The sequence below is a fragment of the Pseudomonas sp. GT1P32 genome (genome assembly GCF_054897805.1).
On record NZ_CM142704.1, the window covers coordinates 5,555,323 to 5,582,304 of the forward strand.

23 protein-coding genes and 1 pseudogene are annotated in these 26,982 nt (G+C 60.5%); 10 read left to right on the forward strand and 14 right to left on the reverse strand.

Annotation, left to right across the window (positions count from 1 at the left end):
- Window positions 1-2 precede the first annotated feature (2 nt).
- A complete protein-coding gene (locus tag ACYZUC_RS25540; protein ID WP_461991160.1) occupies window positions 3-3,107 on the reverse strand; it encodes a multidrug efflux RND transporter permease subunit in 3,105 nt (1,034 codons plus the stop codon).
- Complete coding sequence (locus ACYZUC_RS25545; protein ID WP_461991162.1) at window positions 3,104-4,264, reverse strand: efflux RND transporter periplasmic adaptor subunit; 1,161 nt, start codon at window positions 4,262-4,264, stop codon at window positions 3,104-3,106. Before ACYZUC_RS25545 ends, ACYZUC_RS25540 begins: the two co-directional genes overlap by 4 nt.
- Window positions 4,265-4,603: 339 nt before the next feature.
- Between ACYZUC_RS25545 and ACYZUC_RS25550 the strand changes: the two genes are divergently transcribed.
- The 3 genes and pseudogenes from ACYZUC_RS25550 (at window position 4,604) to ACYZUC_RS25560 (ending at window position 6,600) form a co-directional block, all read left to right on the forward strand.
- The gene (locus ACYZUC_RS25550; protein ID WP_461991164.1) at window positions 4,604-4,861 is read left to right on the forward strand and encodes a hypothetical protein; all 258 of its coding nucleotides are present in this window, start codon (window positions 4,604-4,606) and stop codon (window positions 4,859-4,861) included.
- 155 nt (window positions 4,862-5,016) lie between these two features.
- Window positions 5,017-5,298: pseudogene (locus tag ACYZUC_RS25555) on the forward strand (PAS domain-containing protein); the annotation flags it as partial.
- Window positions 5,299-5,556: 258 nt separating this feature from the next.
- A complete protein-coding gene (locus ACYZUC_RS25560; RefSeq protein ID WP_461996764.1) occupies window positions 5,557-6,600 on the forward strand; it encodes a methyl-accepting chemotaxis protein in 1,044 nt (347 codons plus the stop codon).
- Here the strand turns inward: ACYZUC_RS25560 and ACYZUC_RS25565 are convergent.
- The 5 genes from ACYZUC_RS25565 to norR all read right to left on the reverse strand — a co-directional run bounded on the left by ACYZUC_RS25565 (window position 6,597) and on the right by norR (window position 11,053).
- Window positions 6,597-7,346 carry a YkgJ family cysteine cluster protein gene (locus tag ACYZUC_RS25565; protein WP_461991166.1) on the reverse strand — a complete coding sequence of 250 codons (750 nt, stop codon included), beginning with the start codon at window positions 7,344-7,346 and terminating at the stop codon, window positions 6,597-6,599. The two genes, ACYZUC_RS25560 and ACYZUC_RS25565, sit on opposite strands and share 4 nt — an antisense overlap.
- Window positions 7,347-7,429: 83 nt before the next feature.
- On the reverse strand, window positions 7,430-7,756 hold the full coding sequence (locus ACYZUC_RS25570) for a hypothetical protein (protein WP_461991168.1): 327 nt from the start codon (window positions 7,754-7,756) through the stop codon (window positions 7,430-7,432).
- 144 nt (window positions 7,757-7,900) lie between these two features.
- Window positions 7,901-8,359 (reverse strand): GNAT family N-acetyltransferase, encoded by a 459-nt coding sequence (locus ACYZUC_RS25575; protein WP_461991170.1) that lies wholly within the window; start codon window positions 8,357-8,359, stop codon window positions 7,901-7,903.
- A 25-nt stretch (window positions 8,360-8,384) separates the two neighbouring features.
- Window positions 8,385-9,287: a chemotaxis protein CheW gene (locus tag ACYZUC_RS25580; protein ID WP_461991172.1), complete on the reverse strand. Its 903-nt coding sequence runs from the start codon at window positions 9,285-9,287 to the stop codon at window positions 8,385-8,387.
- A 215-nt stretch (window positions 9,288-9,502) separates the two neighbouring features.
- Window positions 9,503-11,053, reverse strand: coding sequence for a nitric oxide reductase transcriptional regulator NorR (gene norR / locus ACYZUC_RS25585; RefSeq protein ID WP_461991174.1), 1,551 nt, complete (start codon window positions 11,051-11,053; stop codon window positions 9,503-9,505).
- Window positions 11,054-11,209: 156 nt separating this feature from the next.
- On the opposite strand from norR, the gene hmpA reads away from it, so the two are divergent.
- Window positions 11,210-12,391 (forward strand): NO-inducible flavohemoprotein, encoded by a 1,182-nt coding sequence (gene hmpA / locus ACYZUC_RS25590; protein WP_461991176.1) that lies wholly within the window; start codon window positions 11,210-11,212, stop codon window positions 12,389-12,391.
- Window positions 12,392-12,608: 217 nt separating this feature from the next.
- Here the strand turns inward: hmpA and ACYZUC_RS25595 are convergent, their stop codons facing one another.
- From ACYZUC_RS25595 to ACYZUC_RS25615, 5 genes are all read right to left on the reverse strand, one after another.
- Window positions 12,609-13,235 (reverse strand): helix-turn-helix transcriptional regulator, encoded by a 627-nt coding sequence (locus ACYZUC_RS25595; RefSeq protein WP_008026625.1) that lies wholly within the window; start codon window positions 13,233-13,235, stop codon window positions 12,609-12,611.
- A 90-nt stretch (window positions 13,236-13,325) separates the two neighbouring features.
- Window positions 13,326-14,453, reverse strand: coding sequence for an NAD(P)/FAD-dependent oxidoreductase (locus tag ACYZUC_RS25600; protein WP_461991178.1), 1,128 nt, complete (start codon window positions 14,451-14,453; stop codon window positions 13,326-13,328).
- A 149-nt stretch (window positions 14,454-14,602) separates the two neighbouring features.
- Window positions 14,603-15,550 carry an ornithine cyclodeaminase family protein gene (locus ACYZUC_RS25605; RefSeq protein WP_461991180.1) on the reverse strand — a complete coding sequence of 316 codons (948 nt, stop codon included), beginning with the start codon at window positions 15,548-15,550 and terminating at the stop codon, window positions 14,603-14,605.
- Window positions 15,551-15,694: 144 nt separating this feature from the next.
- Window positions 15,695-17,182, reverse strand: a complete 1,488-nt coding sequence (gene rhlB, locus ACYZUC_RS25610; RefSeq protein ID WP_461991182.1) for an ATP-dependent RNA helicase RhlB — start codon at window positions 17,180-17,182, stop codon at window positions 15,695-15,697.
- A gap of 98 nt (window positions 17,183-17,280) precedes the next feature.
- A complete protein-coding gene (locus ACYZUC_RS25615) occupies window positions 17,281-17,937 on the reverse strand; it encodes an alpha/beta hydrolase (RefSeq protein ID WP_461991183.1) in 657 nt (218 codons plus the stop codon).
- A gap of 467 nt (window positions 17,938-18,404) precedes the next feature.
- Between ACYZUC_RS25615 and ACYZUC_RS25620 the strand changes: the two genes are divergently transcribed.
- From ACYZUC_RS25620 to ACYZUC_RS25645, 6 genes are all read left to right on the forward strand, one after another.
- Window positions 18,405-19,439 (forward strand): amino acid ABC transporter substrate-binding protein, encoded by a 1,035-nt coding sequence (locus tag ACYZUC_RS25620; protein ID WP_008026630.1) that lies wholly within the window; start codon window positions 18,405-18,407, stop codon window positions 19,437-19,439.
- 65 nt (window positions 19,440-19,504) lie between these two features.
- The gene (locus ACYZUC_RS25625) at window positions 19,505-20,686 is read left to right on the forward strand and encodes an amino acid ABC transporter permease (RefSeq protein WP_461991185.1); all 1,182 of its coding nucleotides are present in this window, start codon (window positions 19,505-19,507) and stop codon (window positions 20,684-20,686) included.
- Between the two features lie 10 nt (window positions 20,687-20,696).
- Window positions 20,697-21,794 (forward strand): amino acid ABC transporter permease, encoded by a 1,098-nt coding sequence (locus tag ACYZUC_RS25630; protein WP_008037316.1) that lies wholly within the window; start codon window positions 20,697-20,699, stop codon window positions 21,792-21,794.
- Between the two features lie 10 nt (window positions 21,795-21,804).
- Window positions 21,805-22,569 carry an amino acid ABC transporter ATP-binding protein gene (locus tag ACYZUC_RS25635; RefSeq protein ID WP_008026633.1) on the forward strand — a complete coding sequence of 255 codons (765 nt, stop codon included), beginning with the start codon at window positions 21,805-21,807 and terminating at the stop codon, window positions 22,567-22,569.
- 1,032 nt (window positions 22,570-23,601) lie between these two features.
- Window positions 23,602-24,261: a FadR/GntR family transcriptional regulator gene (locus ACYZUC_RS25640; protein WP_461991187.1), complete on the forward strand. Its 660-nt coding sequence runs from the start codon at window positions 23,602-23,604 to the stop codon at window positions 24,259-24,261.
- Entirely contained in the window at window positions 24,251-25,558 is a 1,308-nt protein-coding gene (locus ACYZUC_RS25645) for a CynX/NimT family MFS transporter (RefSeq protein ID WP_461991189.1), read from the forward strand. Before ACYZUC_RS25640 ends, ACYZUC_RS25645 begins: the two co-directional genes overlap by 11 nt.
- Here the strand turns inward: ACYZUC_RS25645 and ACYZUC_RS25650 are convergent, their stop codons facing one another.
- Both ACYZUC_RS25650 and ACYZUC_RS25655 read right to left on the reverse strand, forming a co-directional pair.
- A complete protein-coding gene (locus ACYZUC_RS25650; RefSeq protein WP_461991191.1) occupies window positions 25,559-26,209 on the reverse strand; it encodes a DUF1120 domain-containing protein in 651 nt (216 codons plus the stop codon).
- A 74-nt stretch (window positions 26,210-26,283) separates the two neighbouring features.
- A complete protein-coding gene (locus ACYZUC_RS25655; RefSeq protein WP_461991193.1) occupies window positions 26,284-26,910 on the reverse strand; it encodes a DUF1120 domain-containing protein in 627 nt (208 codons plus the stop codon).
- Window positions 26,911-26,982: the final 72 nt, after the last annotated feature.

The following is a 26,982-nucleotide window of genomic DNA, read 5'->3' on the forward strand; positions in this document are numbered from 1 at the left end:
CCTCAGTCTGTGGTCGCCAGCACCGGTACGGGCGCTGGTTTTTTGGGCCGATGAAATAGTCGCTCCAGCCACAAGTATATGACCGGAGTGGTGAACAGCGTCAGCGCCTGGCTCACCAGCAAGCCGCCGACCACCGCGATCCCCAATGGCTGGCGCAGTTCGGCGCCGGTGCCGTAGCCGAGCATCAGCGGCAGCGCGCCGAGCAGGGCGGCGAGGGTGGTCATGATGATCGGCCGGAACCGCGTGATGCAGGCCTGGAAAATCGCCTCTTCCGGCGGCAGGCCACCGTTGCGCTGGGCGTCGAGGGCGAAGTCGATCATCAGGATGCCGTTCTTCTTCACGATGCCGATCAGCAGCACCAGCCCGATCAGCGCCATGATCGAAAAATCCTGGCCGCAAATCCACAGCATGATCACCGCCCCGAGCCCCGCCGAGGGCAGCGTCGAGATGATGGTCAACGGGTGGACGAAGCTCTCGTAGAGCACGCCGAGAATGATGTACACCGCCACCAGCGCCGCCAGAATCAGCCACGGCTGGCTGGCCAGCGAACTCTGGAACGCTTGGGCCGCGCCCTGGAAGTTGCCGCTCATGGCGGCCGGCATGCCGATCTCGGCCTTGGCCTGGTTGAGCATGATCACCGCATCGCCAAGCGCCACGCCGGGCGCCAGGTTGAACGACAGGTTGGCGGCCGGGAACATCCCGTCATGGGCGATCGACAACGGGCCAACCGTCGGCGCATCGAATTTCGCCAGTGCCGACAACGGCACCATTTCCCCACTGAGCGGCGAGCGCAGGTAGAAGTAATTGAGGCTTTCGGCTTTGCCGCGTTGCCTGGTGTCGAGTTCCAGGATCACGTTGTACTGGTTGATCTGGGTCTGGAATTCGTTGATCTGCCGCTGGCCGAACGCATCGTACAGCGCTTCGTCGACATCGCTGGCGGTCAGGCCGAAACGCGCGGCGGCGCTGCGGTCGATGCTGATGTGGGTGATGCTGCCGCCCAATTGCAGGTCGTTGGAAATGTCGCGGAACGCCGGGTTGGCGCGCAGTTTTTCCGTGAGGCGCTGGGTCCAGGTGCTGAGGGTCGCTCCGTCGTTGCTCTTGAGCACGTATTGGTACTGCGCGCGACTCGGGCCGGAGCTGAGGTTGATGTCCTGGCCGGCACGCAGGTACAGCACAATGCCCGGGACTTTCATCAGTTGTGGACGGATCCGGTCGATGAACTGGCTGGCCGAGACGTCGCGCTCGCTGCGTTTTTTCAGGGAAATCCAGAAGCGGCCATTGGCGATGGTCTGGTTACTGCCGGAGACACCGACGGAGTGGGAAAACGCCTCGACAGCTGGATCTGCCGCGACGATTTCTGCCATCGCCAGGTGTTTTTTCACCATGTCGCCGTAGGATATGTCGGCGGCGGCTTCGGTGGTGCCGAGGACAAAACCGGTGTCCTGCACCGGGAAGAAACCCTTCGGAATGAAGATGTAGCCGGCGATGGCCAGCCCCAGAGACAAGCCGAACACCCCGATCATCAATTTCTGGTGGGCGAGGGCGCGGCGCAGGAGCTTTTCGTAGCCGGCCAGCAAGCGTTCGCCAAAGGTTTTTTTGCTGTGGGCGTGATGCACCGGCGCACGCATGAACAGCGCGGCGAGGGTCGGCGCCAACGTCAGCGAAACCACCACTGAAATCATGATCGTAGACGTGGCCGTCAGGGCGAATTCCTTGAACAGCCGCCCGACTACGCCGCCCATGAAGAGGAGCGGAATGAACGCCGCCACCAGCGAAAAACTGATCGAGACCACGGTAAAACCAATCTCGCCGGCGCCTTTGATCGCCGCCTCACGCATGCCGTCGCCGGCCTCCAGGTGTCGGTGAATGTTCTCCACCACGACAATCGCATCGTCGACCACAAACCCCACGGCCACCACGATCGCCACCAGTGTCAGGTTGTTCAGGCTGAAGCCCATGATGTACATCAGGGCAAAACTGGCGACCAGCGAAACACCCAGCACCGCCGACACGATCAGCGTCGCCGACCACTGACGCAGGAACAGCGCCATCACCGCCACCACCAGCATGATCGCGATCAGCAGGGTGACTTCCACCTCATGCAACGAGGCGCGGATGGTCTGGGTCCGGTCAACCAGCACTTTGACCTGCACCGACGCCGGCAGCATCGCTTCGAGAGCGGGCAGCGCGGCTTGAATGCGATCCACGGTCTCGACGATGTTGGCGCCCGGTTGCCGGGAAATCACCAGGTTCACCCCGGGCTTGTCCCCGGCCCAGGCTTGCACGTAGGCATCTTCCGAACCGTTGACGACTTTGGCGACATCCTTCAGGTGAACCGGTGCACCGTCCTTGTAGGAAACGATGAGCTGGCTGTACTCCTCGGGGTGGAACAACTGATCGTTGGTCGACAGCGTCGAGATGCTCGACTCGCCATACAACGCACCTTTGGCCAGGTTGAGGCTGGTGTTTTGGATCGCCAGGCGAATGTCCGCCAGCGTCAGGCCTATGGCGGCCAGTTTGTCTGCCGAGGCTTGAACGCGAATCGCTGGACGTTGCTGGCCGGTGATGTTGATCTGGCCTACGCCGTCGATCTGACTGATCTGACGGGACAGCAGGGTTTCCACCAGATCGCTGAGTTCGGGGCCGGGCATCAGGGTCGAGTTGATGCTGAGAATCAGCACCGGGCTGTCGGCCGGGTTGACCTTGCGCCAGGTCGGAAGGTTCGGCATGTCCTTGGGCAGTTTGCCGGCGGCGGTGTTGATCGCGGCCTGCACTTCCTGCGCGGCGGTGTCGATGCTTTTGTCGAGGGTGAATTGCAGGGTCAGGTTGGTCGAGCCGAGGGCGCTGCTCGAGGTCATCTGGGTCACGCCGGGGATGGCGCTGAATTGCACTTCAAGCGGCGTGGCCACCGAGGAAGCCATGGTTTCCGGGCTGGCGCCGGGAAGTTGCGCGGCCACCTGGATGGTCGGGAATTCGGCTTCCGGCAGCGGCGCGATGGGCAGCCGTGGGAACGCAATGACGCCGAGCAATACCAGGGCAAACGTCAGCAGGATAGTCGCTACCGGATGATCGATGCACCACGCGGAAACCGAGCCGTGGCCCTTCATGGTTTCGACTCCGTTTGCACCATTTGCGCGGGTTCAGTCAGCACCTGAACCGTCGAACCGGGCTTGAGTCGTGACTGGCCGTCGCTGACCAGCACGTCGCCCGGTTTCACGCCTTTGATGATGTCCTGGCCGCTGCCTTGATAGACCATCTGCACCTGGACGGTTTCAACCTTGTCACCTTTGACCCGGTACACGAAGTGTTGATCGAGGCCACGTTGTACGACAGTGGGCGGCACCACCAGCGCATCCTTTTCCAGCGCTGTCTGAATTTTTACCGTCACCAGCAGGCCCGGCCACAGCTTTTGCCCGGGGTTGTTGAATTCGGCCTTGGCGCGGATGGTCCCGGTGTTGGCGTTGATCTGGTTGTCGATCAGGGTCAGGTGGCCTTCGCCCAGAAGGTTGCCGGTTTCACCGTCGGTGTCGGCACCGATGTAGGCCTTCACCTGGGCGTGCTCCGGATCGTTGATCAGGCCTTGCAGGGTCGGCAGCATTTGCTGCGGCAGGGAAAACTCCACGGCAATCGGGTCGATCTGCGTCACCGTGAACAAGCCTTGGGTGTCGGTCATGCGCAGGAAGTTGCCTTCGTCCACCGTACGAATCCCCACGCGACCGCTGACTGGGGAGCGAATCTGTGTGTAGGAAAGCTGCACCTGAGCGGCGTCAATCGACGCCTGATTGCCCTGGGCGGTGGCTTTGAGCTGGTTGACCAGCGCTTGTTGCTGGTCGTAAGTCTGTTTGGATACGCCGTCGTCGACGCTCAGCAGTTTGTAACGCTTGAGGTTGACCAGCGCCACTTGCAGCTGCGCCTGGCTTTCGCCGAGCTGTGCGCGGGTCTGGTCGAGGTTGGCGCGGATCGAACGGTCGTCGATGGTGGCCAGCAGGTCACCCTTGTTCACCAACTGACCTTCCTTGACCAGGATTTTAGTGAGGATGCCGTCGATCTGCGGACGTACCACCACGCTGTGCAGGGACAGCACCGAGCCGATGCCGCTGACGTAACGAGGGACGTCTTTTTCGGCGACGTTCACCACCCGAACCGGGATCGCCATGGGCGCGGCAAGTCTGGCCGTGGCCGGTTTGGTGGCGTACCACACACCCAGCGCTGCCAGGACAATCAGAAGGGCGGCGAGCAGGGCGGGTTTTTTCTGAATTCGCATGCGAGTGGGGCGCCGGGGCTGGGAGGACGGAATTTTGTCAGGGTTATACCTTCCTTTATAAACCTGTTCGCCGGTCAGGAAGGTGACTGCTAACTGACGGCGCTGTCAGTTTGGGGTTTGTGTTGCCTGTTCTGGCCTCATCGCCAGCAAGCCGGCTCCTACAAGGGGCATCGTGAAACCCTGTAGGAGCCGGCTTGCCGGTGATGGCGTCAGGCCGGCCAACACAAAACCCGACAGACTCACTCGCCACGTGAAGCCTGTCGCCCCCGACACAGGTATACTGCCGCCTTTCGCGGCTCGCTGACCGGGCCCGACTCTTTTGCATCACCCGGAGCTTTCATGACTTCCCCGACACAACCGCCGGTTGCCGACGCTTTGAGCGACGACCAGGCAGACCTGCCAGACAGCGTCGACTCCAGCGCAGACAGCGAAACCAAAGCCGCGATCCCGGCATTCAAGTTCCCGTTCAAACCGGGTGAACTGGCCGCCGCGAAGGCCGCCAGCCAACCCTGGTACAAGAACGGCGCCAAGAACGGCCACACCAAGACCCCCGGCGCAGCGCCTCCCGGTACCCGTCGTTCGATGGGCAAACGCTGAGTTTTAACGCCACCCCGCGATTGGCCATCGGCCGCGGTTTTCAATCGCGGTGATGGCTAAGTGCTCATATCCTGAGCCAGATCAACGTTTGTGGAATCAGTGCGCTTAGAGTCAGCAGCCCTGCCGACTCTTTCCATCCAACGAGCGCGCTTTCCATGAAGATCAACCTCCCGGTGACCGGCCGTAATGTCGACGTTGCGGCTGATGCGAATATCCTCTCGACCACTGATCTGACCAGCGCGATTACCTACGCCAACGACGACTTCATCAACATCTGCGGCTACAGCCGCGAGGAGTTGCTGGGCTCGACGCACAACTTGCTGCGCCACCCGGACATGCCGGCGGCGGCTTTCGCGCATATGTGGCAGACCCTTAAAAGCGGCCGCTCATGGATGGGGCTGGTGAAAAATCGCTGCAAGAATGGCGATCACTATTGGGTGAGCGCGTACGCCACGCCGGTGACGCAGAACGGTAAAGCCGTGGAGTATCAGTCGGTCCGGACCAAACCCTCGGTACGGCAGATCGAAGCCGCGGAAAAAGCCTACACACAGCTTCGCAGTGATCGCACATCGCTATGGCAGCGGTGGCCGGTGCTCGGTCCGGGTCTCAAGGTGACGGCGCTGTTCAGCGCGACATTGGCCTGCGTGGTCGGCATCGAAGCGTGGCTGAACCCTTCGTCAGCCGTTTTCGGCGTACTGGCGTTTGTCGTGGGCAGTGGTTTGGCAGCGGTCGGAACCGGATTCATGTTGCGTCCGCTGAAAGCGTTGACCGAACGCGCCCGGCAGATTGCCGACAACCCGTTGAGCCAGGCTGTTTACACCGGTCGCCGCGATCAGTTCGGCCAGATCGAGTTTGCCTTGCAGATGCTCGAAGCGCAGATCGGCGCGGTGGTGGGGCGCATCGGCGATGCGTCGCAGCGTTTGGCCGGGCATGCGGCGGAACTGGTCGAGCACCTGCAAGGCAGTCATAACAGTACGCTGGCCCAACAGGCTGAAACCGATCAGGTGGCGGCGGCGATTCACCAGATGTCTGCCAGCGTGGCCGAGGTTGCCAGCCATGCGCAGCAAGCGTCCCAGGCGGCCGATCTGGCCGGCAACGAAACCCGCGAAGGTCATCAAATGGTGAGTGAGAGTCGCCAGGCGGTACTGCGTCTGGCCGAGGAACTGGCGCGCGCCACCGAGGTGATTCATCAATTGGAGGGGCACAGCAGCGAGATTACCGGCGTGCTGGATGTGATCCGCAGCATCGCCGAGCAAACCAATCTGCTGGCCCTCAACGCGGCCATCGAAGCGGCGCGTGCCGGGGATGCCGGGCGCGGTTTTGCGGTGGTGGCCGACGAAGTCCGTGGCCTGGCCCAGCGTACCCAGCAATCGACCAACGAGATTCAGCGCATGATCAGCACCCTGCAAAACGGCACGCGGGACGCGGTGGTGGTGATGCAACAAAGCAGTGAACAGGTGGACAACAGCGTCGAACAGGCCCGACGCGCCGCCGATTCGCTGGACGCGATCAGTCGGCGGGTCAATCAGATCACGCAAATGAGCCTGCAAATCGCTTCGGCGGTGGAAGAGCAGAGCAGCGTCAGCGAAGACATCAACCGCAACATCATCAGCATTCGCTCAGCCTGCGAGGTCACGGTCAGTGAGGGGCAGCAAAGCCAGGCGAATTCCACCGATGTGGCAGGGCTGGCGGGGGACTTGCGGTTGTTGGCGCAAGAGTTTTGGCGAGCCCGCCGTTAAGCCGCGCGCAACGAAATGAAGGCATAGTTGAGCGGCGTCTCGGTGGCCACGTGCGCACCCGCCGCCAGCACTTGCCCGGCGATATCGTCACCCGATACGTGGAACTGCCAGTCACTGTCCGATTCAGTCAGCGGCTGTTGCGCCACTTGATCGACGACTGTGGCGAACGCGCTCATGTCCGGTAGATACGCAGTGAATCCATCGCCCTTCAGGGCCGTGGTCCGAATCCCCAGTGAAGCGCAAATCGCATCTTTGGTGCGGATATCGTCGCGATCCGCTTGGCGGGAGCGCTGGATGAGTCCTGCGAGCTCGTGATCGACCAATTCACCGCCAATGATCAGATCCGGGCCTTTTTCCCACGATTCCGGCGGGCATTCCTTGATCGCCGGGTTGAGGGGGATGTGCGGATTGATTTCCATCGGATAGATGCGGCACACCAGCGGCCGACGTTCGTAGATGCGGCAGAGGTTGTCTTCGTCAAGATTCCGGCAGGGACCGACGTTGTACGCCGCAAACGTGATGGCCACGTAGGCCTCGCAGTCGCCGCTTTGAACCACCACCGAACGCCGCTCGGCATGTTCGCGTTGCTGCACCGGCAGGCCAAGGCCATTACCGAGGAAACCTTCCACCAGCACGATCACCTGACCGCCGTCGGCCGCCCACATCCGGGCTTCGGCCAAGGTCAGGGGGACGTGATGGTCATTGCAGCATTTACCACAACCTACGCAGGAAAACGTTGTATTCATCGAAGGATCAGTCGCTTGTCAGGGCCCGAAATGGCGACAGAATGCCACCGCAGAAGTCAGCGACGAAGCAAGTTATGCGCCATTTACCGGGATTTGGCGGGTAGGCGGATGGAGTCCCACTCGGTCACGTAGGCAGTTTTGGTTTTCTTGTTGTAGAGGCACAGCTCGGTGCCTTGCTGGCCTTTCATGTGTTTTTGCGGGTAGCGGCCTTGCAGGAGCACGGCGGTGTAGTCGACACGGTCATCGAACTGTGCGGCTTTGCCGACGGGTGAAGCGTCCGCCAGGCCGCTGGCCTTGATGCAACTGGCGAGCATGGCTTTGTCGAAAGCGGCCCAGGCGTCCGGGCTGGAGGCGTGGGTTTGGGTGGCGAGGGCGGTGAGGCAGAGGAAGGCGAGGGTGGTGGCTTTCATGGGGCAGGCATCCTTGTGCATGGGTGGGCCGAGTATGCCTGATGGGATGAGGTTGAATGTGTCGGCCCCTTCGCGGGCAAGCCTCGCTCCTACATTGTGATCACCGTACCTGTAGGAGCGAGGCTTGCCCGCGAAGGCGGTGTATCAGGCCGGAACCGGCTCCCGGCGGACCACAGTCATCCCGGCACTTTCGTACAACCGCTGCGCCCGAAGGTTGTCTTCCAATACCTTCAAATCCACAAAACCTTCGCGACGCTGCTGAAACACGTTGAATGCATTCAACAGCAACGCCCGGCCCAAACCCCGACCCTGAGCTCGCGGGTGCACCACCAGATTCTTGATGTAGGCGCTGGTCCAGCACTGGCATACACCCACGATACCGTCGGCATCCTGCGCAATGAAGCACAGGGAGGGATCGTATTCAGGGTCCGTCTCAAACCGCTGCTGCCAGATATCCAATGCCGGCACGCGACCGCCACCGTCCAGGTAACCCAGTTCCATCAAACGATGAACGTCTTCAGCCAGTTCTGGGCGATATTCGTGCAGGACAATGCCTTGAGGCCAGGTGATTGCGGGCACAACCTCCGCCAGGTTGCGCCGCATCAGAAAACAAAAAGCCTCGGCCAACTCAGTGACCTTGTTCGGCGACCGCCTTGGCCGCTTCGATCAGGCACTTGGTCAGGTCCGGCGAAGAGAACTTGGTCAGCACCGCGTTGGCGCCGGCCAGACGCGCTTTCTCGCTGTTCATCGCGCTGTCCAGCGAGGTGTGCAGCAGCACATACAGGTGCGCAAAATCCGGGGTTTCGCGCAGGGTGCGGGTGAAGGCGTAGCCGTCCATCTCTGACATTTCGATGTCTGAAACAATCAGGTTGATCTGCTGGGCGGTGCCTTGCAGGTCCAGCAGGCAATCGATGGCTTCCTTGGCACTGCGCGCGGTATGGCATTGCAGGCCGAGGTTGCGCAGGGTGTGCACCGATTGCTGCAGGGCCACCTGGCTGTCGTCGACCACCAGGATGCGCGCGTTGCCGAGCACTTCCGCGTCTTCCATGCTCAGTTCGGTCGGGGCCGTTTCGATCTGCGCCGGGGCGATGCCGTGGATGACCTTTTCGATGTCCAGCACCTGCACCAGCGTGCCGTCGACCGAGGTCACGCCAGTGATGTATGAGCGCACACCGCCGGAGCCGAAGGGCGGCGGACGGATGTCGGTGGTCAGGCAGTGGACGATCTTGCTCACCGCCTGAACATGCAGGCCCTGTTTGGAACGGCTGACGTCGGTGACGATCAGGCAACCGCCGTTCGGGTCTTCCAGCGGCCGCTCGCCGATCGCACGGCTGAGGTCGATCACCGACAACGACGCGCCGCGCAGGGTGGCAATGCCTTTGACGTGAGGATGTGATTCCGGCAGCTTGGTCAGCGGCGGGCAGGGAATGATTTCACTGACCTTGAGCAGGTTGATCGCCATCAACTTGCCGCTGCGCAAGGTAAACAGCAGAAGCGAAAGTGAGTCTGCGCGGGCTTTGGTGGTGGACATAAAAACCTTCTGTGGAAAAAGGTGATGGGCGAATGGAAGTCGCCAAAAGCTATCGATGCCGGGTTATCGACTTGATGGGGGCAGGCTTTAGGCTAAATGCCGATGTACAGGAAAATGCTGTCTCGTACCTGTAGGAGCCGGCTTGCTGGCGATAGCGGTTTGACTGAATACCGCGTCGACTGGATCGCCAGCAAGCCGGCTCCTACAAAAAAAGTTCATTTCATGCCCAGTCTTTTGGCCATTCTTCCGAGATTCGCCCGATCCAAGCCTAGCTCACGCGCCGCGCTCGCCCAGTTATTGTGGTGCCGATCCAGGCAAGCGCTGATCAATTGCCGCTGATAACTTTCAGTCGCCTCGCGCAAATCCCCTGACACCAACGTCACTGGAGTCGCGGTCGGTGGCTCGGACGCTACCTCAACGCTGGCGCTGGGTAAATCCAGATCCGCTGCACTCAAGCTGAGAATCTTCGGCCGTTCCCTGCAGTTACCCAGCGCTTTCAACGCGCTGCGCCCAATCAAGTGCTCCAGCTCCCGCACATTGCCTGGCCAGTCATACGCGAGCAGCGCCGCCTGGGCATCGCTGTTCAGGCGCAGGCTGTTGAGACCCATGCGCGAACGGTTCTGCTCCAGGAAGAAACCGCTGAGCAGCAGCACATCCCGCCCGCGATCCCGCAGGGCCGGCACCAATAGCGGGTAAACGCTCAACCGGTGGTAGAAGTCGGCACGATAACGGCCGCTGCGCACTTCTTCGGCCAGGTCGCGATTGGTCGCGGCGATGAGCCGCACATCGACTTGATGCTCTTTGTCCGACCCCAGCCGCTGCAATTGACCGCTTTGCAGCACACGCAGCAATTTGGCCTGCACCGTCAGCGACAGTTCGCCGACTTCATCGAGAAACAGCGTGCCGCCATTGGCCAGTTCGAATTTGCCGCGACGGTCGCTGGTCGCCCCGGTGAAGGCACCGCGCACATGGCCGAACAATTCGCTTTCCACCAGCGTGTCCGGCAGCGCGGCACAGTTGAGGCTGATGATCGGCTTGTCGGCTCGGGGCGAGGCGGCGTGAATCGCTTGGGCCACCAGTTCCTTGCCGACCCCGGTTTCACCGGTGATCAACACGGTCAGGTCACTGCCGCCGACCAGACTGATCTCTTCCACCAAGCGCTTGTGGGCCTTGCTCTGGCCGATCATCTCGCGGTTCTGCTGGCCGCTGGCCTGTCGGTACACCTCGGCGCGCTGATGCTCGTCTTCGACACGATTGGCCAGCCGTTCGATGCGCTCGGCGGCATTGACCGTGGCGGCGGCGAGGCTGGCGAAGGCTTGCAAGGTGTCCAGTTCGATCGGTTCTAAACGTTCCGGGTCGAGGGCGTCGAGGGTCAGCAAACCCCACGGACGTTCGTCGATAAACAGCGGGCAACCCATGCAGTCATGGACTTCAAGGTGATCGTCGAGGCCATCGACCAGTCCGTCATAAGGATCGGGCATGTCGCTGTCGGCGGCGAAGCGGGTCGGGCCGGGGCTGCTGAGCAGGGCTTCGAAGCGTGGGTGCTCGCTGACTTTGAAGCGTCGGCCGAGGGTGTCGGTGCTCAACCCGTCGACGGCCAGCGGCACCAGCCACTCGCCATCAAGGCGCAGCAGCGCGGCGGCGTCGCAGGGGAGCAAGGCACGCATGGCTTCAAGCAGGCGCCGATAGCGCTCGCCCTCGGGGAGTTCGCGGGACAGGTCCGAGACCAGGGGAAGCAGTGTGGTGAGCAAGGATTTTGCAGTCATAGTGACTCCATGTAGTCGGTATGACTATAAGTCAGGGGGTGTCGTTATGACTAGAATGTTTTTAACTTATTGATTTATAACGATTAAATAACTGGCACGGAAACTGATAAGCATAGGGCAATCAGTTAGAAAACCAAGTAGCTCAGGAGTCACCTTATGCTTAGCGTTCAAGACCGTGCAATCGTCAAATCCACTGTGCCGTTGCTGGAAAGCGGTGGCGAAGCATTGATCACGCATTTTTACCGCATGATGCTCTCCGAATACCCGGAAGTCCGCCCGCTGTTCAACCAGGCGCACCAGGCCAGCGGTGATCAACCCCGCGCCCTGGCCAACGGCGTGTTGATGTATGCGCGCCACATCGATCAGCTCGACCAGTTGGGCGACCTGGTGGCCAAGATCATCAACAAACACGTGGCGCTGCAAATCCTCCCGGAACATTACCCGATTGTCGGCACCTGCCTGTTGCGTGCGATTTCCGAAGTGCTGGGTGACGAGATTGCCACACCGGAAGTGATGAGCGCCTGGGGCGCGGCGTACGGTCAACTGGCCGAGATCCTGATCGGCGCTGAAACCAGCATCTACGACCAGAAAGAACAGGCCCCGGGCGGCTGGCGCGGTGCGCGGGAGTTCATCGTTGCGGCCAAGGTCGAGGAAAGCGCGGAAATCATTTCGTTCTACTTCGAACCGGCAGACAAAGGTCCGATCCTCGCGGCAGAACCCGGCCAGTACATCGGCATGAAACTGATCCTCGATGGTGAAGAGATTCGTCGTAACTATTCGCTGTCGGCCCTGGCGAACAAAGGCCAGTACCGCATCAGCGTCAAGCGTGAACACGGTGGCCGTGCCTCGAACCATTTGCATGATCAACTGCACGTAGGCGCCAGCATTCAGTTGTTCCCGCCATCGGGCGAATTCACCCTGACCGACAGCGAAAAACCGTTGGTGCTGATCAGCGGCGGCGTCGGCATCACCCCGACCTTGGCCATGCTGGAAGCGGCGCTGGAAACCAAGCGGCCGGTGCATTTTATCCACTGTGCACGCAATGGCAGCGTTCACGCCTTCCGTGACTGGATTGATGGATTGGCCGAGCGTCACCCGCAACTCAAGCGTTTCTACTGCTACGACGAAGATGACGGCGTGAGCCCGGCGGCGCACAAAGTTGGGTTGTTGAGTCAGGAGCAACTGGGCGAGTGGTTGCCACAGCAGCGTGATCTGGATGCGTACTTCCTGGGGCCTAAAGGCTTCATGGCGGCGGTGAAACGTCACCTGAAAGCCTTGGGTGTGCCGGAGAAGCAAAGCCGCTACGAGTTCTTCGGCCCGGCTTCGGCGTTGGAATAAACACAAAACCCGTAGGAGCACGGCTTGCCGGCGAAGGCGATCTTGAGGACGCCATCGCCGGCAAGCCGGCTCCTACAGGTTCTGCGTAAGCCACACAATTCTGATGCGCACCCAAATCTGTAGGAGCCGGCTTGCTGGCGATGGCGGTATTGAGGACGCTTTCGCCGGCAAGCCGTGCTCCTACGGGGGGGCATGTGTCAGCGGTAATCGAGGGGGTTCAGCCTTTCAACTCTTTCAAATGCTTGTACACCGTCGCCCGTCCCATGTTCAGCACGTTGGCCACATAGTTCGAGGCGCTTTTGCCTTTGAAGGCGCCTTCGGCGTGCAGGGCCAGTACCAGTTCACGTTTGTGGTCGCGGGTCAGCAGGTTCAGGCTCAGTTGACGTTCGCGCAGCCAGCCGTGAAGGAAGGTATTGATGCGCTCCTGCCAGTCATCGCGGAACAGTGAGTCCGGTTGCGGAATCAGCTTGCTCGGCGACAGGAACAGGTCCAGCGCGGCCTTGGCATTTTCGAACAGCGAAATATTCAGATTGATGCACAGCACCGCCAGCGGATGACCGTCGCTGTCGCGCAGCACGCTGCTCAGGCTGCGAATTTTCTGACCATCCCAATTCAACTTTTCGTACGGCCCGATGTTTCGTTCGCTGATGTCATCGCTGAGCATGTCTTCCAGCGCCGAGTCGTCACCCACTTCCCGTTTCGACAGGTTGTTGGCGATGTAGTCGACTTTCTGTGTGCGCAGATCGTGCAGCACCACCTCGGCGTGGGGGAAGAACAACGTAGCGATGGCATCGGCGATCGCGCGGAAGTTGTCCAGGGCCGGGTCTTTTACAGGTGCGTTCATACAATGGAGCTCCAGGCAGCGTCAGCGCCCTGCAAAAAGGGCGCTGGAAGTTTGCCGTAATCGTGTCGACACGTCACCTGAGGACGCCGGTCAGCCCAAGCGAGCAGGGGACAGCATCCCGGCGTCCAGGCCAAAACGCTTGAGTTGCTCGGGCAGTGCTTCACCGCGTACCAGGGCGGCGCTGGCCTGGCCCATGGCGGGCGAGGTCTGAATGCCGTAACCGCCTTGCGCCGCAACCCAGAACAGCCCCGGCACCTGCAGATCGAAACCGGACAGCAAATCGCCATCGGCCACGAAGCTGCGCAGACCGGCCCAGGTGCGGGTCGGGCGGCGGATGGTCAGGGTGGTGGCTTCTTCGATCTGGTAAATGCCCATGGCGATGTCCAGTTCTTCGGGCTGCACGTCGTGTGGTTCAACCGGGTCGGCGTTGGCCGGCGAGCCGAGGAACATGCCGGCGTCCGGCTTCATGTAGAACGACTCGTCGAGGCTGACCAGCATCGGCCAATGGTGGATGTCCACGCCTTCCGGCCCGGCGAAGATGAAGGCTGCACGGCGCTTCGGTTGCAGGCCCAGAGGCTTCGCGCCGGCCAGTTCGCCGATCTTGTCGGCCCAGGCGCCGGCAGCGTTGATGATGACCGGGGCGCTGAAGGTCTGGCCGTTGGTTTGAACCTGCCACACACCTTCGCCGTCGCGGGTCAGGTTCAGGACTTCAGTGTCGGTATGCACTTCACTTTTATTGCGTCGGATGCCACGCAGGTAACCCTGGTGCAAGGCGTCGGTGTCGATGTCGCTGGCGGTCGGATCGTAGATCGCGCCGTGGACTTTTTCCCGGCGCAGGATCGGCAGGCGCGCGCAGGCCTCGTCGGCGCTGAGCAGTTGCATCTCCGGCACCGTGGCTTTGGCGCTCAGGTATTGGTTGTTCAGTTCGGCCGGGTCGCCGGTGAAGTCCACGGTCATTTCGCCGCGCGGGGTCAGCAACGGGTGTTCGCAGAAACCGGCAGGCGGGGCGTCGAAGAAGTCGCGGCTGGCCTGGGTCAGCGCCCGGACCTGCGGTGTGCCGTAAGCGGCGGTGAACAGCGCCGCCGAGCGTCCGGTGGAGTGGTAGGCCGGATGGGATTCGCGTTCGAGCACGATCACTCGGGCGTGCTGCGACAGCCAGAAACCGGTGGAAGCGCCGGCGATCCCGCCGCCGATGATGATGAAGTCTGCCTGGCTCATGAACGTCTCCTGATGGGGCGCAAATGCCAATGGTTCGATGATCTTTGTAGGAGCGAGGCTTGCCCGCGAATGGAGCGCCGCGGTCTGTCATTTGCACCGCGTTATCGTTTTTCGCGGGCAGGCCTCGCTCCTACAAGGGTTTTGTGGTGTCAGGGTTTCAGGTGGTAGATGGCATTGGCCAGTGCGATGTCTTCCAGGCCCAGGCCGATCGAGCGGAAGAACACGTGACGGTCATAGCCGGGACGCTGGACTTTTTCGCTGATCAAGTCCGGCAGGTCGCCGACGATGGCGCTTGCGTCCCAGCCATGCTGTTCGCCGGCAATCAGCATTTCACCCGCCGAGCCCGGCGTGGTCAGACGATAGTCGCAGAACACCTGCATGTCATTGAGGCTCTGTGGCGGCACTTCATGGGCGCGTGGGGCATTGGTGCTGATGGAAGTGATCAATGCCGGTTTGGTCAGGCTGGAAGGGTCGATCACCGGGCCGGCGGACGATGTGCACAGCATGATCACGTCGGCGTCCTGAACGGCCGCTTCGCGCGTGTCGACAAGAGTCAGTCGTGGATCGAGAGCTTTAATCTGCGCCAGTGCTTCAGCACTCAATTCGTTCAAGCCGGGCGAGTAGAGATTGATGCTTTCCCAGTCGCGCAGGCCTTTGACGTAATGCAGATGCGCCAGCGCAACCTTGCCACTGCCGATGATCGCCAGGCGCTGCGCATTCAACGGAGCCAGGGCGTCGACAGCGACGGCGGTTGTCGCGGCGGTGCGCGCGGTGGTCAGTTCGCCGGCATCGCACAACAGCAGCGGCTCGCCGGTCTGCATCGACATCAGCAAGGTCCATGCGGTCACCAGCGGGCCTTGTTCGCGGACGATGTAAGGCGAGGTCTTGACCCCGTAAACCCCGTCTTCGGCGAGCACGCCTAGGTAGTTGATGAAATCGCCGGCGCCCTTGGGAAACTCCACCAGTTGTTGCGCCGGCTGCACCGCTTGCCCGGCCGCCAGGTCGCGGAACAGCTTGCGCAGGATCTGCGGAACGTCGACCTGTGCCAGCAGTTCGCGGGCCTGGGGTTGGGTGATCACATAGGGCGTGCTGGACATGGTCGGCTCCGGGAGCGGAAATTAAACTAATTTGTCCATTATGGACTTTTAGTTCTGTCGGGCAAGCTCCTGTTGAAAAAAAACGACGAACGAAAAAAAAGCGCAGTCCGTTGCCGGCTGCGCTTCTTTTATTGCGACCCGCTGTTACGGACGCTTGCGCTCAACCGCGCGCAATAGATGCGTCGGTGGCGTTTCGCAGCTGATTTTGCGACCCAGCAGCGCCTCGATGGACGGTAGCTGGTAGGAGTCGTCTTCACCGGCAAAACTGATGGACACGCCATCGGCGCCGGCACGGCCGGTACGACCGATACGGTGTACGTAGTCGTCCGGGACTTCCGGCAGGGTGAAGTTGATCACGTGGCTGATGCCGTCGATGTGAATGCCGCGACCGGCCACGTCGGTGGCTACCAGTACGCGGATCTTGCCTTCGCGGAAGCCTTCCAGGGTCTTGATGCGCTTGTGCTGCGGCACGTCGCCAGACAATTGCGCGGCGTTGACGCCATCGCGCACCAGGCGTTCTTCGATGCGCCGCACTTCATCCTTGCGGTTGGCGAAGACCATCACCCGCTCCCAACCGTTGTCGTTGACCAGGTTGTAGAGCAGTTTGTATTTGTCGGCACCGGCCACCGCGTAGATGTGCTGCTCGACGTTTTCGCTGGCCACGTTCTGCGACTCGATCTCGACGATCGACGGGTCGGTGGTCCATTGCTTGGCGAGGTTCATCACGTCTTCGGTGAAGGTCGCGGAGAACAGCAGCGTCTGACGCTCGTTCTTCGGCGGTGTCTGGCGAATGATTTGGCGTACTTGCGGGATGAAGCCCATGTCGAGCATACGGTCGGCTTCGTCCAGGACCATGACTTCGACCATGTCCAGGTGCACGTCGCCGCGCTGGTTGAAGTCGAGCAGGCGGCCCGGGGTGGCGACGAGGATGTCGCAGTGACGCGCTTCGAGGTGCTTGAGCTGCTTGTCGAAGTCCATGCCGCCGACAAACGTCATGACGTTGAGGCCGGTGTACTTGGTCAGGTCGGCGGCGTCCTTGGCAATCTGCACCACCAGTTCACGGGTCGGCGCGATGATCAGCGCCCGTGGCTCACCCATGTAGCGCTCTTTCGGCGGCGGGGTTTGCAGCAGCTGGGTGATGATCGAAATCAGGAACGCCGCGGTTTTGCCGGTGCCGGTCTGGGCGCGACCGATGGCGTCTTTGCCCGCGAGGGTGAAGCCCAGCACTTGCGCCTGGATCGGCGTGCAATACGGAAAGCCGAGGTCCTGGATGGCGTGCATCAGTTCCGGGGCAAGTTTGAAATCGTGGAAACGGGTTTTGCCTTCCTGGGGTTCGACGACGAAGTCTTCGAGTTTCCAGGGGATGACCGGCGCTTTGGGCTTGGGTTCACGACGCGGTTTGGCGGGCTTCGGCGCTTCGCTGCGTGGTTGCTCGGCAGCAGCCTCTTCAACAGGCTGGACGGCCGGTGTCGCCACAGGCTCTTGTTTCGGTGCCGCTACGGGGGCGGTCCGGCCAGGCTGATTACCGTCGGTGCGGTGGCTGGGGCTGTGAGACGGAGCGCTGGAGACTGGCGCGAGCTGCTCAGTCTCGCTTTTACCGAACATTTTCTTGAGTGCTTTGAGCACGGTCATCTCATCAATTGGTTAAGGAATATACGGCGGCCAGTGTAATGCAAGAATCGGGCGCGGCGTAGGGGGATGGATCAATGGGCTGTTTTTCAGCTGAACCGTTAGCGCAAGCGCTCGCCGAGCCAGGCGCCGATGTCGCGAATCTCCTCGGGTAACACTTCGTGACCCATTGGGTATTCCTGCCATGTCACGGTGACACCATGCTGCTTTAAATACTCGTAGGCGGTCCGTCCCATCGAGTTTTGCACCACGTCATCGTACTGACCGTGCAACGACAACACCGGAATCCGCTGCTGGCTGGCGGATAGCTCGAGGTCGTCACTGAAAGTCGGTGCATAAGTAGAGAGGGCAAGTACGCCACCCAGCGGCCCCTGCCATTTCAGAAATGCGGTGTGGAACACCACGGCACCGCCCTGGGAAAAACCTGCCAGGAAAATCCGCGAAGCGTCTATTCCAACGGCTCGCTGCACTTCGATCAATTTAATGATCCGGTCCGACGACTCTTCCAGCTGCTCGCGGTTGATCGCGCGTGCAGGGCTCATGGCCAATATGTCGTACCAGCTCGGCATCTCGTAGCCACCATTGATGGTGACGGCGCAGGTCGGTGCCTGCGGGAGAACGAAACGAGTGGTCAGCAGGGTTTCCTGTAACGCTTCGGCCACCGGCAGGAAGTCGTAACGGTCGGCGCCCAGGCCGTGCAGCCAGATAACGCAGGCGTCTGCGGGCTTGACGGGTTCAAGAATCAAGGGCTCGGTCATGGCTGCTCCAATTTTGTGCGTGCGCTCTCATTGAGTGCGAGAGATGAGGGCGCGTCTGGTTGATCCGTTAAGAAGATGTCGCAAGGCTACAAGTTTTGCTATTGACCTGTCCCTTAAATGCTTTGGCAAGCGGTCTGGTACGGGCTTTGCTATAGGAAGCCTGTACGAAAAATCCCACGCCTGTCGGTAACACTATCAGGCCATTGTTCGTGGTGGGATAGCAAAAAATCCGGTGATGGATGTTCGCCAGTGGCCGCTACGGGCTTCGCGAACGTGAAAGGGCTACAGCCCGTTCGGCCGATTGGTGAGAAGTGAGCGGTCCATGATTTGGATTTTCTCCTACTAGACTCATAGCGCAGGTCCTACGTCGGTTGACCCTAAAAAAAGCCAACACGGGTCGACTACGCCTCATAAGGGTGCGACTGGACTCAAGCTCCGACACAACAAGAGCAAAACTGGAGGTTTGAATGAAGATGTTGAAATCCACCCTGGCTATCGTGTCTGCAGCCGCAGTACTCGGTGTCAGCGGGTTCGCTCAGGCGGGTGCAACCCTGGATGCAGTGCAGAAGAAAGGTTTCGTACAGTGCGGCGTCAGCGATGGCCTGCCTGGTTTCTCGGTTCCGGACGCCAATGGCAAGATCGTCGGTATCGATGCTGACTACTGCCGCGCTGTGGCCGCTGCCGTCTTCGGCGACGCGACCAAGGTCAAGTTCAGTCAGTTGAACGCCAAAGAGCGCTTCACCGCGCTGCAGTCTGGCGAAATCGACATCCTGTCGCGCAACACCACCATGACCAGCTCCCGTGATTCGGGCATGGGTCTGAAATTCCCTGGTTTCATCACTTACTACGACGGCATCGGTTTCCTGGTAAACAGCAAGACGCTGGGCGTGAAAAGCGCCAAAGAGCTCGACGGCGCCACCATCTGCATTCAAGCCGGTACCACCACCGAGCTGAACGTTTCCGACTACTTCCGCGGCAACGGTCTGAAATACACCCCGATCACTTTCGACACCTCCGATGAAAGCGCCAAGTCGCTGGAATCCGGTCGTTGCGACGTGCTGACCTCCGACAAATCCCAGCTCTACGCACAACGCAGCAAGCTGGCGACCCCGAACGACTACACCGTTCTGCCGGAAACCATCTCCAAGGAGCCTCTGGGCCCGGTCGTACGTAATGGCGACGACGAGTGGCTGGCCATCGTGCGCTGGACTGGCTACGCCATGCTCAACGCTGAAGAAGCCGGCATCACTTCGAAAAACGTCGAAGCTGAAGCCAAAGGCACCAAGAACCCGGACGTCGCTCGTCTGCTGGGTACCGACGGTGAATACGGCAAAGACCTGAAAGTGAAGAAAGACTGGGTCGTGCAGATCGTCAAGCAAGTCGGTAACTACGGTGAAGTGTTCGAGAAAAACCTCGGCAAGGACACTCCGCTGGCCATCGACCGCGGGCTGAACGCTCTGTGGAACAACGGCGGCATTCAATACGCACCACCAGTGCGCTGATGGTTCTATCACCCGGTGGGCCAACCGCCGGGTGATGTTCTGTTCCATTACATCCGGGGCACTTCATGCAAAATTCAATCGGCGCACCAAAGCAAAGGCTCAGCCTCAGCGATCCCAAAGTGCGTGCGTGGCTATTTCAGATCATCACCATTGTGGCGGTGGTCTCGATGGGCTGGTACCTGTTCGACAACACGCAGACCAACCTTCAACACCGGGGCATTACCTCCGGTTTCGACTTTCTGGAGCGCAGTGCCGGTTTCGGCATCGCTCAACACTTGATCGACTACACCGAATCGGACAGTTATGCCCGGGTGTTTGTCATCGGCCTGCTCAACACGCTGCTGGTGACCTTCATCGGCGTGATCCTGGCGACAATCCTCGGGTTCATCGTCGGCGTGTCACGGCTGTCGAAGAACTGGATCATCAGCAAGCTGGCGACTGTTTATGTGGAAGTCTTCCGCAATATTCCGCCGTTGCTGCAAATCCTGTTCTGGTACTTCGCGGTGTTCCTGACCATGCCGGGGCCACGCAATAGCCATAACTTCGGCGACACCTTCTTCGTCAGCAGTCGCGGCCTGAACATGCCGGCCGCGTTGACGGCGGACGGTTTCTGGCCGTTTGTGGTCAGTGTCGTCATCGCCATTGTCGCCATCGTGCTGATGTGCCGCTGGGCCAACAAGCGATTCGAGGCCACTGGTGTTCCATTCCACAAGTTCTGGACTGGCCTGGCGCTGTTCCTGGTGATCCCGGCGCTGTGCGCATTGATCTTCGGTGCGCCACTGCACTGGGAAATGCCCAAGCTGCAAGGCTTCAACTTCGTCGGTGGCTGGGTGCTGATCCCGGAACTGCTGGCGCTGACCCTAGCCCTGACCGTGTACACCGCGGCGTTCATCGCCGAGATCGTGCGTTCGGGCATCAAGTCGGTCAGCCACGGCCAGACCGAAGCGGCACACTCGCTGGGTCTGCGTAACGGTCCGACCCTGCGCAAAGTGATCATCCCGCAAGCCCTGCGCGTGATCATTCCGCCGCTGACCAGCCAATACCTGAACCTGGCGAAAAACTCTTCGCTGGCGGCCGGTATCGGTTATCCGGAGATGGTCTCGTTGTTTGCCGGTACGGTGCTGAACCAGACCGGGCAGGCGATCGAGGTGATTGCCATCACCATGAGCGTGTACCTGGCGATCAGTATCAGCATTTCCCTGCTGATGAACTGGTACAACAAGCGCATTGCGCTGATCGAGCGGTAAGGAAAAGCGCATGAGTACTCATACTTTCAAGCCTGACATGCCTCCACCGAGCAGCAGCATCGGTGTGGTCGCATGGATGCGCGCAAACATGTTCTCCAGCTGGCTCAACACCCTGCTGACCCTGTTTGCGTTCTATCTGATTTACCTGATTGTCCCGCCGATCCTGGAATGGGCAATCATCGACGCCAACTGGGTCGGCACCACCCGCGCCGACTGCACCAAGGAAGGCGCCTGCTGGGTGTTCATTCAGCAGCGTTTTGGCCAGTTCATGTACGGCTACTACCCGATGGACCTGCGCTGGCGCGTAGACCTGACCGTGTGGCTGGCGGTGATCGGCGTGGCGCCATTGTTCATCTCGCGCTTTCACCGTAAAGCCGTGTATGGCCTGAGCTTCCTGGTGCTGTACCCGATCATTGCCTGGTGCCTGTTGCATGGTGGCGTTTTCGGTCTGACCCAAGTGGCGACCAGCCAATGGGGCGGCCTGATGCTGACCCTGGTGATCGCCACTGTCGGCATTGCCGGTGCGTTGCCGCTGGGCATTGTGCTGGCGCTGGGCCGTCGTTCGAACATGCCGGCGATTCGCGTGGTCTGCGTGACCTTCATCGAATTCTGGCGCGGCGTGCCGTTGATCACGGTGCTGTTCATGTCCTCGGTGATGCTGCCGTTGTTCCTGCCTGAAGGCATGAACTTCGACAAATTGCTGCGTGCGCTGATCGGCGTGATCCTGTTCCAGTCGGCCTATGTGGCTGAAGTGGTGCGCGGCGGTCTGCAAGCGATTCCAAAAGGTCAGTACGAAGCGGCTGCGGCGATGGGCCTCGGTTACTGGCGCAGCATGGGCCTGGTGATTCTGCCGCAAGCCCTGAAGCTGGTAATCCCTGGCATCGTCAACACCTTCATTGCGCTGTTCAAGGACACGAGCCTGGTGATCATCATCGGCCTGTTCGACTTGCTCAACAGCGTCAAACAAGCCGCCGCCGACCCGAAATGGTTGGGCATGGCCACTGAAGGCTATGTGTTCGCGGCCCTGGTGTTCTGGATTTTCTGTTTTGGTATGTCGCGCTATTCCATGCATCTGGAACGCAAGCTCGACACTGGCCACAAGCGTTAGGAGTTCTGTAATGAGCGAAGCAATCAAAAAGCCTGTGAGCCCTGAAGGCATTATTCAGATGCAGGGCGTGAACAAGTGGTATGGCCAGTTCCACGTGCTGAAAGACATCAACCTGAACGTCAAGCAAGGCGAGCGTATCGTCCTGTGCGGCCCGTCGGGTTCCGGTAAGTCGACGACCATTCGCTGCCTCAACCGCCTGGAAGAACACCAGCAGGGTCGCATCGTGGTCGATGGCGTGGAGCTGACCAACGACCTCAAGCAGATCGAAACGGTCCGCCGTGAAGTCGGCATGGTGTTCCAGCACTTCAACCTGTTCCCGCACCTGACCATCCTGCAGAACTGCACGCTGGCGCCGATGTGGGTGCGCAAGATGCCCAAGCGCCAGGCCGAAGAAATCGCCATGCATTATCTGGAGCGCGTACGCATTCCGGAGCAGGCGCATAAATTCCCGGGGCAACTGTCCGGCGGTCAACAGCAGCGTGTAGCGATTGCCCGTGCCTTGTGCATGAAGCCGAAAATCATGCTGTTCGACGAACCGACTTCGGCCCTCGACCCGGAAATGGTGAAAGAGGTGCTGGACACCATGATCGGTCTGGCCGAAGACGGCATGACCATGCTCTGTGTGACCCACGAAATGGGCTTTGCCCGCACCGTGGCCAACCGCGTGATCTTTATGGACAAGGGCGAAATCGTTGAACAGGCCGCGCCGAACGACTTCTTCGACAATCCGCAGAACGAACGCACCAAACTGTTCCTGAGCCAGATCCTGCATTGATCGAAGCCTGGCAGTGAAAAAACCCCGGACGCTGTTCCGGGTTTTTTTTGCCCGAAAAAACACACCACGATCCCTGTAGGAGCCGGTTTGCCGGCGATGGCGGTGTGTCAGGCGATAGCCATGTTGGATGTCAGACCGAATCGCCAGCAAGCCGGCTCCTACAGGGTTTGCGCAATGCACGAGATGGCGAGCCGGGCGCGGAATTGTAGGAGCCGGCTTGCTGGCGATGGCGGTGTGTCAGGCGATAGCCATGTTGGATGTCAGACCGAATCGCCAGCAAGCCGGCTCCTACAGGGTTTGTGTCATGCACGAGATGACGAGCCGGGCGCGGAATTGTAGGAGCCGGCTTGCTGGCGATGGCGGTGTGTCAGGCGAAACCTATGTTGGATGTCAGACCGTAATCGCCAGCAAGCCGGCTCCTACAGGGGGGGTGTCATGCACGAGATGGTGAGCCGGGCGCGGAATTGTAGGAGCCGGCTTGCTGGCGATAGCGGTGGGTCGGGCGACATCCATGTTGGATGTCAGACCGTATCGCCGGCAAGCCGGCTCCTACAGGGTTTGTGTCGTGTGCGAAATGGCGAGCCGGGCGCGGAATTGTAGGCGCCGGCTTGCCGGCGATGGCGGTGGGTCGGGCGACATCCATGTTGGATGTCAGACCGAATCGCCAGCAAGCCGGCTCCTGCAGGGTTTGTGTCGTGTGCGAAATGACGAGCCGGGCGCGGAATTGTAGGAGCCGGCTTGCCGGCGATGGCGGTGGGTCAGGCGATATTCATGTTGGATGTCAGACCGTATCGCCAGCAAGCCGGCTCCTGCAGGGTTTGCGTCGTGTGCGAAATGGTGAGCCGGGCGCGGAATTGTAGGAGCCGGCTTGCTGGCGATGGCGGTGGGTCAGGCGATATTCATGTTGGATGTCAGACCGTATCGCCAGCAAGCCGGCTCCTACAGGGTTTGTGTAAACCGTTTGCCCTGTGGGGAGATGCTGACTAACATGTCAGAAAATTCATCCTATGATTGGATGAAAGGGCGAATCCTATGTCAGACATGTCTCCACTCATTAAACGTTCCCTGGTTGATCAGGCTCTGGACGAGTTGCGCCTGCGTATCACCGAAGGCGTCTGGTCTGTCGGTCAGCGCCTGCCCACCGAGCCTGAGCTGTCTGCCGAATTGGGCATCAGCCGTAACACCGTCCGCGAAGCCATGCGCGTGTTGGCGTTTTCCGGTTTGATCGAAATCCGTCAGGGCGACGGCAGTTATCTGCGGGCGGTGATCGATCCGCTGGACACCCTGAAAGCGTTGTCGCGCTGCTCGCTTGAGCAGGCCAGGGAAACCCGGCACATCCTTGAAGTCGAGGCCATTGGCCTTGCCGCACTGCGCAGGACCGACGAAGACCTCGTGGCCCTGCGTGAAGCGCTCAACATCAGCGGCGATCACTACCACGGCGATCTCGACAGCTACATCGCCTGCGACCTGGTGTTTCACCGTCGTTTGGTAGACGCCGCGCACAACCCCACCCTCAGCGAGTTGTATCGCTATTTCTCCAGCGTCGTCGGCGCACAACTGCGCCAGACCTTGAACATCACGCCACGCCGCCAGGAAGTCTTCGATCTGCATATCGAACTGCTCGATGCCGTCGAGCAACGCGACCCGGAACGCGCGAAAGCCTTGTCGAGGCAGTTGATCAATGAACCTTGAAACCGAGAACGCCATGTCCAGCAGCCACAGCCCGATCACCGAAGCCAAACGCACGGCGGAGCTCGAAGAGCTGCTGATCGACGCCGAGGCCGATGACGAACAGGTCCAGCAAAGTCAGCCAATCCTGCGCCGACCGTGGTTGTTGTTGCTGGGGCTGATTCTGGTCGCGCTGAACTTGCGTCCGGCGCTGTCGAGCATGGCGCCGATGCTCAGCGAGGTGTCGAAAAGTCTCGGCCTGTCGGCGGCACAGGCCGGTTTGCTGACGACATTACCGGTGCTGTGCCTCGGCCTGTTTGCGCCGTTGGCGCCGATTCTGGCGCGACGATTCGGCGCTGAACGCGTGGTGTTGGGCATTCTGCTGACGCTGGCTGGCGGGATCATTCTGCGCAGTTCGTTCGGTGAAATCGGCTTGTTTGGCGGCAGCGTGCTGGCCGGCGCGAGCATCGGCGTGATCGGCGTTTTGTTGCCGGGCATCGTCAAACGCGACTTCGCCAAACACGCCGGGACCATGACCGGTGTCTACACCATGGCCCTGTGCCTGGGGGCGGCGATGGCGGCGGGCGCGACGGTGCCGTTGAGCGAACACTTCGACAAGAGCTGGGCGTTGGGCCTTGGCTTCTGGGTAATTCCGGCGCTGGTGGCGGCGATGTTCTGGTTGCCGCAAGTCGGTCAGAAACACGGCGCACACAACGTGGCTTACCGGGTTCGCGGTCTGTTGCGTGACCCGTTGGCCTGGCAAGTGACCTTGTACATGGGCCTGCAATCCTCATTGGCGTACATCGTGTTCGGCTGGTTGCCATCGATCCTGATCGGTCGTGGCCTGACGCCAACCCAGGCCGGTCTGGTGCTGTCGGGTTCGGTGATCGTTCAACTTGCCAGTTCGCTGGCCGCACCGTGGCTGGCGACGCGCGGCAAGGATCAACGCCTGGCGATCGTCATCGTCATGGCGCTGACCCTCGGCGGTCTGTTCGGTTGCCTCTACGCACCGATCGAAGGCCTGTGGGGCTGGGCGATCCTGCTCGGCCTGGGGCAGGGCGGTACGTTCAGCCTGGCGTTGACCCTGATCGTCTTGCGCTCGCGGGACTCGCACGTCGCCGCCAACCTGTCGAGCATGGCCCAGGGCTTCGGTTACACCCTGGCATCGATGGGGCCGTTCGCGGTCGGCATCGTGCATGACTGGACCGGCGGCTGGAATGCCGTGGGCTGGATCTTTGCTGTGATCGGCCTCGGCGCCATCCTTGCCGGCCTCGGTGCCGGGCGTTCGCTGTACGTGCAGGTGGTCAGCGAAAAGGTCTGACTACAGGTAAACAACGTCCAGCGTTGCCGAACCGTCGAGCTGCACCTCCGTGCTGAGGTCCAGCTCGGAGGTGGGCGCGATGACCGTTTCCACCGTCACCCGACTGGTCAGCGTGCGGATGGCAATCGGGCCGGCGCTGCTCCCGGCAATGTCAGTGAATCCGAGATAACTTCGGGCGCCAATCGGAATGGCCTGGCTGTTCGACGAACTCCAGGCCCTGCCTGCCGTGGTGGAATCGGTTCGATAGACCTGCGTCAGGTCGTCCACCACGGTGCTGGCCGGATCAAAACTCAGTGAATACAAACCGATTTTATTGTGGCTGTGGTCGTGGTTCAGTCCGTAGTAAATCTCGCTGTTGACGATCGCCGAGCCGTCGCGGTTGTCACGCATCAGCAGGGCAAAACGCGCGGGGGCGTTGCACTGAATAGTGAGGTCGAGCGACTGGTCGCGCAGTCGCGTGCGTTTGTCGACGCTGAGGTCCTGCCGGGAGATTTTTCCGTAGTCGACGAGGCCATTGTTGGACAGCATCGGTGTGCAGGCGAGCGGGGTGAGGGTGCCTTTAACGCTCAGGTCAACCACCGATGCAGCAAGAGCGATGGGCGTGATGCTGATGAGTAAAGTTGCCGAGAAGGCTGCGAAATACTTGTTCATTCATGAAAATCCTTTTCGTGGGTTTGCCGTGTACCGGTGCCGCATCACCGTTGCCGATAATGCGGCGCCCCGATTTACAGGTAGTTCATCTCAAGCGTTGCAGAACCATCGATCAGGACTTCGTTGGTCAGGTCCAGCCCGTCGGCCCGCGCAATCGAAGTAGCGATTCCCAGTTCCAGGGTCAGGTCCTGAATGGGGATCGGCAAGCTTGGATTACCAATGGCCGCCACTGACATGTATTGTCCGGGCCACATGAAAACTTGGGCCCTCCAGTCGTTCTTTCCATCCACGGACTTGATGGTCTGTACGGCTTCGCCATCGGCGACGGCATGTATCATCGTCAGAAAATAACCACCCAGTTTCTGGGTTTCATTGATCTTGCCCAAGCCGAAATACAAGCTGGATGCAGACGAAGCCGAGCCGGCGCGATTGTCCTTGGCGAACAGGGCGAATGGCGTGGGACCGTCGCATTTCACGTCCAGCGTCAGTGTTTTTTCTCCGAGTGGAGTGGACGTGTTCTGTTTCAAATCTTTGGCCGGAATCTTTCCATAATCGACGATGCCGGCGCTCGACAGGCTTGGTGTACAAGCGTTCGGGGTGATGAGGCCTGTGACTGTCAGGTCCGTCGACGAGGCGGCGAAGGTTAGCGGCGACGTCAGGACGATGAGGGCCATCGTCAGCGCGTGTGGAATTGTTTTCATGGGACAGGTTTCACTGTGTCGGGTGAGCGGAATCAGTCCTTGCCCGAGGCATGACCTCGGACAAGATTGGCT